This is a genomic window from Streptomyces sp. MK37H, assembly GCF_018035285.1.
GTDB lineage: Bacteria > Actinomycetota > Actinomycetes > Streptomycetales > Streptomycetaceae > Streptomyces > Streptomyces endocoffeicus.
In genome coordinates this window covers 19,041-33,189 of sequence record NZ_JAAAYH010000053.1, presented here as the reverse complement: position 1 = coordinate 33,189, position 14,149 = coordinate 19,041, and the positions used below count along the sequence as shown (strand labels likewise).

At 72.7% G+C, this 14,149-nt stretch carries 15 protein-coding genes; 7 read left to right on the top strand and 8 right to left on the bottom strand.

Features of this window, described 5'->3' with window-relative positions:
- The 3 genes from GWI24_RS10860 to pdhA all read right to left on the bottom strand — a co-directional run.
- On the bottom strand, nucleotides 1-606 hold a 606-nt coding region (locus tag GWI24_RS10860), incomplete at its 3' end, for a biotin/lipoyl-containing protein (RefSeq protein WP_308343608.1).
- Complete coding sequence (locus GWI24_RS10855; protein WP_210945696.1) at nucleotides 606-1,655, bottom strand: alpha-ketoacid dehydrogenase subunit beta; 1,050 nt, start codon at nucleotides 1,653-1,655, stop codon at nucleotides 606-608. The genes GWI24_RS10855 and GWI24_RS10860, both read right to left, overlap by 1 nt.
- Nucleotides 1,652-2,797 (bottom strand): pyruvate dehydrogenase (acetyl-transferring) E1 component subunit alpha, encoded by a 1,146-nt coding sequence (gene pdhA / locus GWI24_RS10850; RefSeq protein ID WP_210945695.1) that lies wholly within the window; start codon nucleotides 2,795-2,797, stop codon nucleotides 1,652-1,654. The genes GWI24_RS10855 and pdhA overlap by 4 nt, the downstream gene beginning before the upstream one ends.
- Before the next feature lie 182 nt (nucleotides 2,798-2,979).
- On the opposite strand from pdhA, the gene GWI24_RS10845 reads away from it, so the two are divergent.
- On the top strand, nucleotides 2,980-3,468 hold the full coding sequence (locus tag GWI24_RS10845) for an Lrp/AsnC family transcriptional regulator (RefSeq protein ID WP_210945694.1): 489 nt from the start codon (nucleotides 2,980-2,982) through the stop codon (nucleotides 3,466-3,468).
- A 76-nt stretch (nucleotides 3,469-3,544) separates the two neighbouring features.
- On the opposite strand, the gene GWI24_RS10840 is transcribed toward GWI24_RS10845, so the two are convergent.
- Together GWI24_RS10840 and GWI24_RS10835 are read right to left on the bottom strand one after the other, a co-directional pair.
- Nucleotides 3,545-4,138, bottom strand: a complete 594-nt coding sequence (locus tag GWI24_RS10840; protein ID WP_201854194.1) for a TetR/AcrR family transcriptional regulator — start codon at nucleotides 4,136-4,138, stop codon at nucleotides 3,545-3,547.
- A 2-nt stretch (nucleotides 4,139-4,140) separates the two neighbouring features.
- Complete coding sequence (locus tag GWI24_RS10835; RefSeq protein ID WP_210945693.1) at nucleotides 4,141-5,658, bottom strand: 3-hydroxyacyl-CoA dehydrogenase; 1,518 nt, start codon at nucleotides 5,656-5,658, stop codon at nucleotides 4,141-4,143.
- Between the two features lie 129 nt (nucleotides 5,659-5,787).
- Between GWI24_RS10835 and paaN the strand changes: the two genes are divergently transcribed.
- Nucleotides 5,788-7,512 carry a phenylacetic acid degradation protein PaaN gene (gene paaN, locus GWI24_RS10830; RefSeq protein ID WP_210945692.1) on the top strand — a complete coding sequence of 575 codons (1,725 nt, stop codon included), beginning with the start codon at nucleotides 5,788-5,790 and terminating at the stop codon, nucleotides 7,510-7,512.
- Between the two features lie 49 nt (nucleotides 7,513-7,561).
- On the opposite strand, the gene GWI24_RS10825 is transcribed toward paaN, so the two are convergent.
- From GWI24_RS10825 to GWI24_RS10815, 3 genes are read right to left on the bottom strand one after another with little or no spacing between them, the layout of a single operon-like run.
- Nucleotides 7,562-8,314, bottom strand: a complete 753-nt coding sequence (locus GWI24_RS10825) for an RNA methyltransferase (RefSeq protein ID WP_210945691.1) — start codon at nucleotides 8,312-8,314, stop codon at nucleotides 7,562-7,564.
- Nucleotides 8,315-8,318: 4 nt separating this feature from the next.
- Nucleotides 8,319-9,551, bottom strand: a complete 1,233-nt coding sequence (locus tag GWI24_RS10820) for an HTTM domain-containing protein (RefSeq protein WP_210945690.1) — start codon at nucleotides 9,549-9,551, stop codon at nucleotides 8,319-8,321.
- Complete coding sequence (locus GWI24_RS10815; protein ID WP_210945689.1) at nucleotides 9,548-10,324, bottom strand: DUF5819 family protein; 777 nt, start codon at nucleotides 10,322-10,324, stop codon at nucleotides 9,548-9,550. The genes GWI24_RS10820 and GWI24_RS10815 overlap by 4 nt, the downstream gene beginning before the upstream one ends.
- Before the next feature lie 223 nt (nucleotides 10,325-10,547).
- On the opposite strand from GWI24_RS10815, the gene paaA reads away from it, so the two are divergent.
- From paaA to GWI24_RS10790, 5 genes are read left to right on the top strand one after another with little or no spacing between them, the layout of a single operon-like run.
- Nucleotides 10,548-11,498: a 1,2-phenylacetyl-CoA epoxidase subunit PaaA gene (paaA, locus tag GWI24_RS10810; protein WP_138914775.1), complete on the top strand. Its 951-nt coding sequence runs from the start codon at nucleotides 10,548-10,550 to the stop codon at nucleotides 11,496-11,498.
- Nucleotides 11,495-11,791, top strand: coding sequence for a 1,2-phenylacetyl-CoA epoxidase subunit PaaB (gene paaB / locus GWI24_RS10805; protein WP_046088802.1), 297 nt, complete (start codon nucleotides 11,495-11,497; stop codon nucleotides 11,789-11,791). The genes paaA and paaB overlap by 4 nt, the downstream gene beginning before the upstream one ends.
- Nucleotides 11,788-12,489, top strand: a complete 702-nt coding sequence (paaC, locus tag GWI24_RS10800) for a 1,2-phenylacetyl-CoA epoxidase subunit PaaC (RefSeq protein WP_210945688.1) — start codon at nucleotides 11,788-11,790, stop codon at nucleotides 12,487-12,489. Before paaB ends, paaC begins: the two co-directional genes overlap by 4 nt.
- Complete coding sequence (paaD, locus tag GWI24_RS10795) at nucleotides 12,483-13,028, top strand: 1,2-phenylacetyl-CoA epoxidase subunit PaaD (protein WP_210945687.1); 546 nt, start codon at nucleotides 12,483-12,485, stop codon at nucleotides 13,026-13,028. Before paaC ends, paaD begins: the two co-directional genes overlap by 7 nt.
- The gene (locus GWI24_RS10790) at nucleotides 13,028-14,134 is read left to right on the top strand and encodes a 2Fe-2S iron-sulfur cluster-binding protein (protein ID WP_210945686.1); all 1,107 of its coding nucleotides are present in this window, start codon (nucleotides 13,028-13,030) and stop codon (nucleotides 14,132-14,134) included. Before paaD ends, GWI24_RS10790 begins: the two co-directional genes overlap by 1 nt.
- Nucleotides 14,135-14,149 lie beyond the last annotated feature (15 nt).

The window sequence follows — 14,149 nt, the reverse complement described above, 5'->3', positions numbered from 1 at the left end:
CTGCCGCAGATCGACATCGTGCTCCCGGGCCAGCCGCCGCACCAGGGGCGAGATCACCGGAAGGGGCCCGGCGGGGGCCGCCACCGTCTCGCCCACCGGCCTGGCGGGGGCCGCCACCGTCTCGCCCACCGGCCTGGCGGGAGCCGTCACCGTCTCGCGCACGGGCGGGGCGGGGGCCGCCGCCGTCTCGGGCAGCGGTCCGCCAGGGGCCGTGGACATCTCGCGCGGCGCCCCGGGGGAGGGCCGAACGCGACGGCGCCGCGCGGCGGGACCGGCCGTGCCATAGCCGACCAGCACATTGCCCGACGCGCCGTCGATCGCGCTCTCGGTGACCGGCGGACCGGACCCGACGTCCGAGCCCTCGGGCACGGCGACCGTGATCAGCGGCGCGCCGACCGGCACCTCCGCGCCCTCCTCGCCGTAACGGGCCGTCACCACACCGCCGTAGGGGCACGGCACATCCACCATCGCCTTGGCCGTCTCGACCTCGACCACCGGCTGGTCGACCGCGACCACATCGCCGACCTGGACCAGCCAGCGCACGATCTCGGCGCCGGTCAGCCCCTCGCCCAGATCGGGCAGGGTGAACTCCCTTACGACAGCCATCAGACCGCGCTCCCCTCGGTCCACTCCGACTCCCACTGCAGCCGGGCGACCGCGTCCAGCACCCGGTCCACCCCGGGGAGATGGTGCCGCTCCAGCATGGGCGGCGGGTAGGGGATGTCGAACCCGGCGACCCGCAGCACGGGCGCCTCCAGATGGTGGAAGCAGCGCTCGGTGACCCGGGCGGCGATCTCCCCACCGGGCCCGCCGAAGCCCGTGGACTCGTGGACGACGACCGCGCGGCCGGTGCGGCGCACGGAGGCGCACACCGTCTCGTCGTCGAAGGGGACGAGCGAGCGCAGATCGACGACCTCCAGATCCCAGCCCTCGGCCCGGGCCGCCTCGGCGGCTTCGAGGCACACCGGCACGGAGGGGCCGTAGGAGATCAAGGTGGCGCTGCGCCGGCCGCCGCTGCCGGGCACGCGCACCACCGCGCGTCCGATGGGCGGCACCTGCTCGGGGGCGTCGGCCGACCAGTCGGCCTTGGACCAGTACAGCCGCTTGGGCTCCAGGAAGATCACGGGGTCGTCGGAGGCGATGGCGGCGCGCAGCAGTCCATAGGCGTCGGCGACGGTCGCGGGGGCGACGACATGGAGGCCGGGGGTGGCCATGTAGTAGATCTCGGAGGAGTCGCTGTGGTGCTCGACACCGCCGATGCCGCCCCCGTAGGGGACCCGCACGGTGATGGGCATGGGCATCGCACCCCGGGTGCGGTTGCGCATCCGCGAGACATGGCTGATGAGCTGCTCGAAGGACGGGTAGGCGAAGGCGTCGAACTGCATCTCGACCACCGGCCGCAGCCCGTACATCGCCATGCCCACCGCGGTGCCGAGGATCCCCGCCTCGGCCAGCGGCGTGTCCGTGCAGCGGTCGTCGCCGAACTCCTCGGCGAGCCCGTCGGTGATGCGGAAGACGCCGCCCAGGGTGCCCACGTCCTCACCGAGGACATGGACGGACGGGTCGGCGGCCATGGCGTCGCGCAGCGCGCGGCCGAGGGCCTGGGCCATGGTGGCGGGCTTACGGGCGGTGTCGACCCCGACGGCGGTGGTCATCGCTCCCCCTTCCCGGCGTCCGCGGCCTCGGCGTCGAGCTCGGCGCGCAGCTGGGCCGCCTGCTCGCGCAGCTGGCTGGTCCGGTCGGCGTAGACGTGCTCGAAGAGCGCCATGGGGTCGAGGACCGGGTCCTGGTGCATCCGCGTCCGCAGATCGGCGGCGAGCCGCTCCGCGGACTCCCGCGCGGCCCGGGCCCCCTCGTCGTCCAGCAGATGGCGGTCCCGCATGGCCTCCTCCAGGAGCGCTATCGGGTCGTGGGCGCGCCATGCCTCGACCTCGGAGTCGGGGCGGTAGCGGGTGGCGTCGTCGGCGTTGGTGTGCGCCTCGATGCGGTAGGTGACCGCCTCGACCAGGGTGGGGCCGCCTCCACCGCGGGCCCGGCGCACCGCCTCCGCCAGGACCTCGTGGACGGCGGCCGCGTCATTGCCGTCGACGAGCCGGCCGGGCATCCCGTATCCGACCGCCTTGTGGGCGAGGGAGGGAGCGGCGGTCTGCTTGGCGAGCGGGACGGAGATCGCGAAGCCGTTGTTCTGGACGAGGAAGACGACCGGGGCGTGCCAGACGGCCGCGAAGTTGAGGGCCTCGTGGAAGTCGCCCTCGCTGGTGCCGCCGTCGCCGACCAGGGCGAGGGCCACCACATCGTCGCCCTTGAGGCGGGCGGCGTGGGCGAGGCCGACGGCATGGGGCAGCTGGGTGGCCAGCGGGGTGCACAGCGGGGCGACGCGGTGGGTGTGGGGGGCGTACCCGGAGTGCCAGTCGCCGCGCAGCAGGGTCAGGGCGTCGACGGGGTCGAGCCCGCGGACCACGGCGGCCAGGGTGTCGCGATAGCTGGGGAAGAGCCAGTCGCGGTCCTCCAGCACCAGCCCGGCCGCGACCTGGCAGGCTTCCTGCCCGGTGGAGGAGGGGTAGACGGCCAGCCGGCCCTGCCGGGTGAGGGCGGTGGCCTGCGTGTTGTACCGGCGGCCGCGCACCAGCTCGCGGTGGAGCCGGGTCAGCAGCTCGGAGGAGATGCCGGCGGCAGCGGCGGTGCCCAGCAGGCGGTACGGCTCCGCGTCGGGCAGCAGCGGCGCGGCGTCGACGCGGGGCTGCCAGCCGGGCGGGGGAGTGGGCCGGTAGGCACCGGGCTGCTCAAGGACCGTCATGGTGCGACCTCCTGGGCGTGGCGTACGGCGGGAGGGCGGGCGTGCCGGGGCGGCATCGCCCTCCCCTACCGATTGTTCGGTCGTTGACGCATTTTGGCTACAGGCGACCCAAGCCTGTGGACAAACGGTTCTGCAGCCCCTGAGATGAAGACAGGACGTCCATGAAGGGGAGGCGGGACGATATGCCGGGCGAACAGATGGCCAATCCGGACGGCAAACCCCCGGCGCGCCCGCTGGACTCCATCGACCGCGACATCCTGCGTCTGCTCCAAATGGACGGCCGCGCCTCGATACGCTCCGTGGCCGAGCAGGTGCACGTCTCCCGCGCCAACGCCTACGCCCGGATCAACCGCCTGATCGACGACGGAGTGATCCGCGGCTTCACCGCCCGGGTGGACCAGGAGCGGGCCGGGCAGGGCGCGTCCGCGTACATCACGCTGAAGATCGTCCAGAACTCCTGGCGCACCGTGCGCGAAGAGCTCCGGCAGCTCCCCGGGGCCACTCACATCGCCCTGGTCAGCGGGGACTTCGATGTGCTGCTGCTGGTGCACACCGAGGACAACCGCTCGCTGCGCGAGCTGGTCCTCACCCGGATCCAGGCCATACCGGAGGTGCTGAGCACCCGGACGCTGCTGGTCTTCGAGGAGACGGACCTGGACTCGGAGCCGTAGCGGGGGCAGCAGGGCCGGGCGCGGGTGTGGCGCTCCAGGACCGGGTGCGGGCGTCGCGCCCTGCGTGCGTCGCGCGTCAGGTCTGGGTGCGCAGGCCCGCGAAGGCCGTACGGATCACGGCCTCGGCCACCTCATGGGAGGTCGCGGCCCCGCCGCGGCCCGGCCGGTACCACTCCACAATGGAGTTGATCATGCCGAAGAGCAGCCGGGTCGCCAGCCGGGCGTCCACGTCGGACCGCAGGTCGCCGTCGGCCGCCGCCTGCTTGAGCAGCTCGGCCACCTGGTGGTCGAACTCCCGGCGCCGCTCCATGGCCCACCGCTCGGTGTCCGTGTTGCCCCGGACGCGTAGCAGCAGCGTGACGTAGGGCAGCTCCTCCATCAGCACCTCGGCGGTGCGCCGGGCCACGTGCTCCAGCCGCTCGATCGCCCGTCCCTCGCGCGCGGCTGGTTCCCGGAGGATGCCGAACAGCCCGTCCAGGGCCCGGCTTATGGCCAGCCTGAGCAGCTCCTCCTTGCCCTTCACATGGTGGTAGATGGAGGACTTGGAGATCCCGGCGGCCCGGGACAGATGCTCCATGGAAGTGCCGTCGTAGCCGCGCTCGTTGAACACCTCCACGGCGACCGCGAGCAGCGATTCGGGCGTGTAGGTGTCGCGCTTGGCCATGGTCATGATTAGAGCAGCTTCTCATCGGCGGCCGCACGCCGGATCAGCGCCTGGGAAGGGGCGTAGCGGCCGGTCGGACAGGCGTGGTGGAGGTTGCGCAGGGTGTCGCGCACCCAGCGGGCGCCGAGCGCGCGCCCCCAGGCCAGCGGCCCGCGCGGGTAGTTGACGCCGGTCAGCATGGCGGTGTCGATGTCCTCGGGGCTCGCCACCCCGCGGGCGACGGCGTCCTCGGCGAAGTCCACGAGCATCGCGACCGTGCGGGCCACGACCATGCCGGGGACGTCCTGGACCACGCTGACCTCCTTACCGAGCGCCTGGAACAGGCCGACCGCGGACCGCAGGGACTCCTCGGGGGCGGCTGTGGACGGTGCCAGGGCGACGCGGGTGGCGGTGCGGTAGTCCAGCGCCAGGTCGAAGCGGACCGACGCGGCGAAGGGGTCGTCGGTGGCGGTCGTACCGTCGGTCAGGGACAGGCGGGTGCCGTCGGGCAGAGCGAGATGGGCCCCGGCGGGCTCGCGGGTCACCGGGATGCCCGCCTCCTCGATGAGGCCGACCAGTCCTTGCGCGGGCCCCAGGCCGCCATGGAGGGCGACCTTGCCGGGCGGCTCGCACGGCTCCGCGGTGTGCGGGGCGGGCCGCCCGGCGCCCTCGGCGTGGTCGTACCAGCCGTGGCCCGTCTTGCGTCCGTGCCGCCCGGAGGCGACGAGCTGCCGCTGGGCGAGGGACGGGGTGAATTTCGGATCGTGGAACAGCGCTTCCCAGACGGATCGGGTGACGGCCTCGTTCACGTCCTGGCCGATCAGGTCGGTGAGCTCGAAGGGGCCCATTCTGAAGCCGCCGGACTCGCGCAGCACGGCGTCCAGGGTGGCGGGGTCGGCTACGCGCTCCTCGTACGCCCGGAACGCCTCGGCGTAGAAGGGGCGGGCGATCCGGTTGACGATGAACCCTGGGGTGTCGGCGCAGCGCACCGGGGTCTTTCCCCAGGCCGCGACGGTGGCCTGGGCACGGTCGGCGGCGGCCTCATCCGTGGCGGCGCCGCGCACCACCTCGACCAGCGGCATCAGCGGGGCCGGATTGAAGAAGTGCAGACCGAGGAGGCGGCCGGGGCGGCGCAGGACGCCCGCGACGGCGGTGACGGAGAGGGAGGAGGTGTTGGTGGCGAGCAGACAGCCGTCGGAGACCACCGACTCCAGTGCGGTGAACAGCTGCTGCTTGGCGTCGAGTTCCTCCAGGATCGCCTCGACCACCAGCTCCGCCTCGGCCAGGTCCGCGAGGTCGGCGACGGGGGCGAGCCGGCCGAGGGCGGCGTCGCGGTCGGCGGCGGTGAGGCGCTCCTTGGCGACCAGCCGGCCGAGCCGGTCCGCGATGGCGTCGGCGGCCCGGAAGGCCCGGCCGGGCGCGGCGTCGTAGAGCCGCACCGGATGGCCCGCGGCCAGCGCCACCTGTGCGATCCCCTGGCCCATCGTGCCGGTGCCGACGACGGCGACGAGGCCCGCGCGGTCGGTCCCACGGTCGATCGCAGTCATGCCGCAGATCCTTTTCGACGAAGTTGTCCACAGGTTCGCCAGGCCCTCTTGTCCCGACCGATCGTTCGGTTACTCTAACCCTGTCGCCCATTCCAGCCCAGCCCCAGCTCGACGAGGAGTTGGTCAGTCGTGACCGCCGCACTCACCACCGCGCAGTTGACGCAAGAGCACCGCCCCACCCTCGACCAGGCCCTGGAGGCGATCCGTACCCGCGCCTATTGGTCCCCGCACCCCGAGCACCCGAAGGCCTACGGCGGCGAGGGCCAGGGCGGGCGCCCGAGCCTGAGCGTCGCCGAGGGCCAGGCGGCATTCGAGGCGCTGCGCGGCAAGCGCTTCGAGCTGGACCAGCCGGGCACCGACGGCTGGACGGGCTCCGAGGTCTCTCCGTTCGGAGCGGAGATGGGCATGGAGTATCCGCGTCCGGACATCGAGGTGCTCCTCCCGGCGATGCGGGCGGGGATGCCCGCCTGGCGGGATGCCGGTCCCGAGACGCGGGCCATGGTGTGCCTGGAGATCCTGGCCCGGATCGGCGCCAGGTCGCATGAGTTCGCCCAGGCCGTCATGCACACCAGCGGACAGGCGTACATGATGGCGTTCCAGGCCGGCGGCCCCCACGCCCAGGACCGCGGCCTGGAGGCGGTCGCGTACGCGTTCGCCGAGCAGACCCGCACTCCGGGCGCCGCGGACTGGTCCAAGCCGCAGGGCAAGCGCGACCCGCTGCGCCTGCGCAAGACATTCACGGCCGTCCCGCGCGGTATCGCCCTGCTGATCGGCTGCAACACCTTCCCGACGTGGAACGGCTATCCGGGGCTCTTCGCCTCGCTCGCCACCGGCAATCCGGTGCTGGTCAAGCCGCACCCCCAGGCCGTGCTGCCGCTGGCGCTGACGGTCCAGGTGGCGCGCGAGGTGCTGAAGGAGGCGGGGTTCAGCCCCGATCTGGTGGCGCTGGCCGCCGAGCGGCCGGACGAGGGGATCGCCAAGGTCCTCGCCGTCCGCCCCGAGATCCGCGTCATCGACTACACGGGGTCCACCGCCTTCGGCGACTGGCTGGAGACCCACGCCCGCCAGGCCCAGGTCTTCACGGAGAAGGCGGGGGTCAACACGGTGTTGATCGACTCCACCGACGACTACCAGGGCATGCTCGCCAATCTGGCGTTCTCCCTGTCCCTCTACAGCGGCCAGATGTGCACCACCCCGCAGAATCTGCTGATCCCCCGCGACGGCATCACCACCGACGCCGGTCCCAAGACCTATGACGAGGTGGTGACCGACCTGGCGGCGGCGGTGGACGGGCTGCTGGGCGACGACGCACGGGCGAGCGCACTGCTCGGCGCGATCGTGGGCCCGCGGGTCCAGGAGCGGCTGGAGGCCGCCCCCGGCCTGGGCGCGGTCGCCCTGGCCTCCCGCACGGTGACCCACCCCGACTTCCCTGGCGCCACGGTCCGCACGCCACTGATGGTCAAGGCGGACGGCGCGCGGAAGTTCTGGGAGGGGGCGGACGCGGACGCGCCCTATCTGGCCGAGTGCTTCGGCCCGGTCTCCTTCGCCGTCGCCGTCGCCTCCACGGAGGACGCGGTCGCGCTGCTGCGCCGGACCACCCGGGACAAGGGCGCGATGACGGTCGGTGCGTACACCACCTCGCCGGAGGCGGAGCGGCTGATCGAGGAGGCGTGTCTGGAGGAGTGCGCCCAGCTGTCGCTCAATCTGACCGGCGGGGTGTATGTGAACCAGACCGCGGCCTTCTCGGACTTCCACGGCACGGGCGGCAACCCGTCGGCCAACGCCGCGCTGTGCGACGGGGCGTTCGTGGCCGGCCGCTTCCGGATGGTCGAGGTCCGCCGCCCGGCGGAGTAACGGGCCCAGTGGGCGGGGCGTGCTCGCGCACGCCCCGCCCGGACGTGGCCTAGGCGGGGCCGCCCCAGTGGAAGAGGGCCATGGCCACGCTGGTGGCCAGGTTGTAGCTGGACACCTGTGGCCGCATGGGAAGGGCCACCAGCCTCGTGGCCCGCTTGCGCAGCTCCGGCGAGATCCCGTGCCGCTCCGAGCCGAAGGCGAGCAGCGCGTCATCGGGGATGGTCAGGGACCGGATGTCCTCCCCCTCCGGGTCCAGGGCGTACAGCGGCCCCTCCGGAAGCGCGTCGCCCGGCAGCCGCTCGACCGCGGTGGCGAAGTGAAGCCCGGCGCCCGAGCGCACGGCGTTCGGATGCCAGGGGTCGATATCGCCGGTGGTGACCACGCCCGTGGCCCCGAACCCGGCGGCGAGCCGGACCACGGCCCCGACGTTCCCCAGGTTTCGGGGGTTGTCCAGGACGACCACCGGGGCCTGCCGGGGCCGCCGGGACAGCTCGTCCAGATTCGCCCGGCGGTCGCGCCGGACCGCCAGGGCGGCGACCCGTGTGGGGTGCACCCTGGGCACCAGCTCGCGCAGGGTCCCGGCCTCCACCTCCACCAGAAGGCCCGCGATCATCTCGGTGAGGTCGTCGGCCAGGTCCTCGGCGAGTTCCACGGCGGCCGCCTTGTCGCTGGTGACCGCGGCACGCACCTCCGCGCCGAACCGCAGCGCGTGCTTCAGCGCGTGGAAGCCGTCCAGCAGCACGGTGTCGGGGGCCGTCGCGCGCCAGTGCCGTACGGCCCGCGCGGACTCGTCATCGATCATCCCCTCAGCGTACGAGGGTGCCTGCGGGGGCTTCCTCGTCACTCTCCCGCGCTCGCTGCCCCGGCAGCCATACGGCACGCGCCGCCAGCCGGTCCCGGGCCCGGCCCAGCCGCGCCTCGGCCCAGCGCAGGACGTTCGTCGGCAGGAAGACCGAGTCCGCGGCGATCACGGCGAGCGAGAAGAAGGGCAGCCCCAGCATCACGGCGATGCCGAGGTGCTCCATCATCAGCAGGACGAGCATCGCGTTCTTGGCGCGCCGGTTGAGCAGGGTGAACGGAAAGGCCACCTGGACGATGACCGTGCCGTAGGTCAGCACCATCACCAGGGTGCCGCTGGACGCCATGATGTCGGCCAGCCAGGGCCAGGGCGAGAAGTAGTCCAGATGCAGCGGGTAGTAGAGGGCGGTGCCGTCCTGCCAGCGCGAACCCTGGACCTTGTACCAGCCGGCCGAGGCGTACAGCAGACACACCTCGGCCATGATCACCAGCAGGGCGCCGTTGTGCGCCACATTGGCGAGCGCGTCCAGGACGGTGCGCGGCTCCCCCGGCGCGTAACGCCTGACGAACCACCATCCGGCCTGGACGAGCCACAGCCCCCACAGGACGGTGCCCCAGCCCAGCCCGGGCAGCGGGCCGTCGGCGGTCAGGAACAGCCGGGCGTCGGTGAACAACTGCGTCCAGAGCAGAGCGGTCCCGGTGACGGCCCACAGCACGACTCCGGTGGTGTCGCGCGGCGGCCATTCGCGGTCCGCCGGCCGGGCCGCCCGGCGCGCGTCCAGGGACCACACCTGCCCGCACCGGGTCAGCACCAGATACATCGACATCAGATGGATGAGATTGTCGCCGCCGTCCCCCACGAAGATGCTGCGGTTCTGGAGCGACAGCACCCCGATCATGAACAGCACGGACATGGTGCGGGTGCGCCAGCCCACCAGCAGCAGCGCGCTGGAGACGATGGCGAGGGCGTAGACGATCTCGAACCACACCGTGCTGTCGGACCACATGAGCGCGGTGAAGGCGCGGTTGCCGTCGATCAGCTGGGCGGCCATGTCCCAGTTCCACGGGCCGTCCGGCCCGTACAGCTCCCGGCGGTTGGGCCATTCGCGCACCAGGAAGAGCAGCCATGTGAAGGAGAAGCCGATGCGCACGACGGCGCTCTGCCGGGGGCCGAGCGCGGACGCGGTGACGCGCGTGTAGCCACGGGCCACGGCGGTCTGGAGGCGGGCGGAGGGGGTCACCGGCGCTTCGCCTCCGGGAGGTCATCGGAGGTCACGGTCCACCACGGCAGCGTGCGGTAGACCGTCCTGGTGCCGATCTTCTCGTCGCTCCAGGGCGGCGGGGCCACCGGAGTGGTCGCGGAGCGCACCTGTATTCGCTCCACGGTGCCGCCGTCCTCCTCGCGGCCGAGGCGGAGCATCACGATCCGGCGGATGTACTGCTCGGAGAGGTTGCCGCGCATGCCCTGCGGCCGCTCCCGCACATCATGCGAGCCGACGTAGAACTCCCAGCCGCGGCGCAGCTCGTTCTGCTGGGTGTGGCTGGGCAGCGGGTTGTGGTGGATGGCCGCGCCGTCCTGGGCCGAGAGGTCGCGCCAGCCGGTGGTCGCGGTGCCGCCGTCGGGGGTGCGGATCTCGGCGCGGGCCTGGACGGCGATGTTCTGCTGAAGCGGGTTGGGGGCGAAGAGCTTCCAGACCCGTTCGAACTCCGGATAGACGTAGTCGTCTATCGCCGCGCCGTGCCGCTTGGTCAGGGTGTTGGGCGGTGAGACGTTCAGGAAGGCCGCCGAGAGATGGATCGCGGCGGCGACGGCGGCGACCGCGATGGCCACCGCGATGATCAGCTGTGCGGGCAGGGAGAGCGCGGTGAGCGGTTCCGCCGCGTCGCCGTCCGGCACCGATTCCGTCGATTCCGTCGGTTCCGATTCCCTCGGTTCCGGTCCCGTCGGCTCCCCGTCCTGCGGCTCCGGTCCCGTCGGCTCCCCATCGGCCGGTTCCGGCTCCGTGTCCGCCATACCCCGCCCCGCTCCCGATGGTCCAGGTCTTCGCGCACGCCGGTCGGCCGCGCGCCCCGTGGCCCCCACGCCCCCGGCACCGTACCGATGCGGAACCACTCGGCACAGCGTCCTCAGCGTTATCCACAGGGTTGACACCCTACGTTCCTCAGCACACCATTGAACCGAACGATCGGTCGGTCGGCTGGCCGGTTGGCGGAGACGAATGGCGGAGGGGCTTCGCATGACGACGATGGCGGCGGACGCGGGAGCGTACGAGGCGGTGTTCGACGCCGCCCTGGCCGCGGACGAGCGCATCGAGCCGCGCGACTGGATGCCCGATGAGTACCGGGCCACTCTGGTGCGGCAGATGGCGCAGCACGCCCACTCCGAGATCATCGGCATGCAGCCGGAGGCGAACTGGATCACCCGTGCCCCCTCCCTGCGGCGCAAGGCGATCCTGATGGCCAAGGTCCAGGACGAGGCGGGCCACGGCCTGTATCTCTACAGCGCGGCGGAGACCCTCGGCACCAGCCGGGACGAACTGCTGGACAAGCTCCACAGCGGCCGTCAGAAGTACTCCTCGATCTTCAACTACCCCACGCTGACCTGGGCCGACGTCGGCGCCATCGGCTGGCTGGTGGACGGCGCCGCGATCACCAACCAGGTTCCGCTGTGCCGCTGCTCCTACGGGCCCTACGCACGGGCGATGGTCCGCATCTGCAAGGAGGAGTCCTTCCACCAGCGCCAGGGATACGAGCTGCTGCTGGCCCTGAGCCGGGGCACCGAGGCCCAGCACGCCATGGCGCAGGACGCGGTGGACCGCTGGTGGTGGCCGTCGCTGATGATGTTCGGCCCGCCGGACGACGCCTCGGCCCACTCCGCCCAGTCCATGGCCTGGAAGATCAAGCGCCACTCCAATGACGAGCTGCGCCAGCGCTTCGTCGACATCTGCGTCCCCCAGGCCGAATCCCTCGGCCTCACCCTCCCCGACCCCGAGCTGCGGTGGAGCGAGGAGCGGGGGCATTACGACTTCGGCCCGATCGACTGGGACGAGTTCCGCGAGGTGCTGCGGGGAAACGGGCCGTGCAACGCACAGCGGATCACCCAGCGGCGCCGGGCCCATGAGGAAGGCGCCTGGGTGCGCGAGGCAGCCGCGGCGTACGCGGCCAAGCACGGGGAGGCACAGGCATGAGCGGCAGCCCGAGCGCCGAGTGGCCGCTGTGGGAGGTGTTCGTCCGCAGCAGGCGCGGACTGTCGCACACCCACGCCGGTTCCCTCCACGCCCCGGACGCGGAAATGGCTCTGCGGAACGCACGGGATCTGTACACCCGCCGCTCCGAGGGCGTCTCGATCTGGGTGGTGCCGTCCGCCGAGATCACCGCCTCCTCCCCGGACGAGCGGGATCCGTTCTTCGAGCCGTCCGCCGACAAGCCCTACCGCCACCCCACCTTCTACGCGATCCCGGAGGGGGTGCGGCACCTATGACCGCGGCCCTCGCCCTGGGCGACGACGCGCTGGTGCTCTCCCACCGGCTGGGGGAGTGGGCCGGGCAGGCGCCGGTGCTGGAGGAGGAGGTCGCGCTCGCCAATATCGCCCTCGACCTGCTCGGCCAGGCCCGGGTGCTGCTCTCCCTCGCCGGCGACGAGGACGAGCTGGCGTATCTGCGTGAGGAGCGGGCGTTCCGCAACGTCCAGCTGGTCGAGCAGCCCAACGGGGACTTCGCCCAGACCATCGCCCGTCAGCTCTACTTCTCCACCTACCAGGAGCTGCTGTACGAGCGGCTGGCGCGTGGCACCGGCCCCTTCGCCCCGCTCGCCGCCAAGGCGGTCAAAGAGGTGGCCTACCACCGCGACCATGCCGAGCACTGGACCCTGCGGCTCGGCGACGGCACGGACGAGAGCCATGAGCGGATGCGGCGCGGGCTGGACGTGCTCTGGCGGTTCACCGGTGAGCTCTTCGAGCCGGTCGAGGGGTGCGAGGTGGAGTGGACCACCCTGCACGACGCCTGGCTGACCCGGATCACCTCGGTCCTGGAGCGCGCCACCCTCGCGGTGCCCGAGGGGCCGCGGCGCGGCGGCTGGGCGGCCGGCGCGGGGCGTCAGGGCATCCACACCGAGCCGTTCGGCCGGATGCTCGCCGAGATGCAGCATCTGCACCGCAGCCACCCGGGGGCGGCATGGTGACGCCCAGGCCCTCCGCGGCGCCCACGCCTCCGGCGTCCGGCACCACCCTCACCCCGCTGGAGGAGGAGCTGTTGCTGCTGGCCGGATCCGTGCCGGACCCGGAACTGCCGATGGTCTCCCTGGCCGAGCTGGGGGTGATGCGCGGGCTGCGGCTGCTGGGGCCGGGCCGGGTCGAGGTCGAGCTGACCCCCACCTACACCGGCTGCCCGGCGCTGGAGTCGATGGCCACCGATATCGAGCGGGTGCTCCATGACCATGGCGTCCCCGAGGTCGCCGTGCGTACGGTCCTCTCCCCGCCCTGGACGACGGACGCGATCAGCGCTGAGGGTCGCCGCAAGCTGGCGGAGTCCGGCATAGCGCCGCCCGCGCCGCTCGACGCGACGGCGGGCGGTCCCGTTCCGGTGGCCCTGGCGGTGCGCTGTCCGCACTGCGGCTCGACCGAGACCGAGCTGCTCAGCCGCTTCTCCTCCACCGCCTGCAAGGCACTGCGCCGCTGCGCGGCCTGCGGCGAAACGTTCGACCACTTCAAGGAGTTGTGATGGCCGCGGAGGCGGTGCAGCGGGTCACGCCCCGCCACGGCGCGTTCCACCCGCTGCGGGTGGCGGCGGTCGACCGGCTCACCGATGACGCGGTGGCGGTCACCCTCCTGGTGCCGCCCGCGCTGCGGGAGACGTTCAGCTTCGCGGCGGGGCAGCACATCGCGGTGCGCCGGTTCGCCGACGGCGCGGAGATCCGCCGGACGTACTCGATCTGCACCCCGGCCCCGGGCGCGGAGGGCCCGGAGTTCCTGCGGATCGGGGTGCGGCTGGTCGAGGGCGGTGAGTTCTCGACCTATGCCCTCAAGGAGCTGGCGGTCGGCGAGGTCATGGAGGTGATGGCCCCGGCCGGCCGTTTCGTCCTGGAGCCCCGCCCCGGCCACTTCGCGGCGGTCGTCGGCGGCAGCGGTATCACCCCCGTGCTGTCCATCGCCGCCACACTGCTCAGCCGGCAGCCCGAGGCGCGCTTCTGCCTGATCCGCAGCGACCGCACCGCGGCCTCGACGATGTTCCTGGAGGAGGTCGCCGACCTCAAGGACCGCTGGCCCGACCGGTTCCAGCTGGTGTGCGCGCTCTCCCGGGAGGAGCAGCAGGCCGGGCTGGTCTCCGGGCGGCTCGACGAGGAGCGGCTGACCGGGCTGCTGCCGGCGCTGCTGCCGGTCGCCTCGGTGGACGGCTGGTTCCTGTGCGGGCCCTACGGTCTGGTGCGCGCCGCCGAGCGGGCGCTGCGCGGCCTCGGGGTCTCCCGTGGCCGGGTCCATCAGGAGATCTTCCATGTGGACGCGGCCCCCTCCGAGGGCGTCCCCATACCGGGCCCGGCCCTGGCCTCCTCGCACAGCTCGGTCACGGCGACCCTGGACGGACGTTCGGGCACCTGGCCGGTCCAGGACGGGGAGCCGCTGCTGGAGACCGTGCTGCGCAACCGGTCCGACGCGCCGTACGCGTGCAAGGGCGGGGTCTGCGGCACCTGCCGGGCCTTCCTGGTCTCTGGCGAGGTGCGAATGGACCGGAACTTCGCGCTGGAGCCGGACGAGGTGGCGGCGGGCTATGTGCTGGCCTGTCAGTCCCACCCGGTGGGCGAGCGGGTGGAGCTGGACTTCGACCGCTGACGGGCCCCCGGGCGC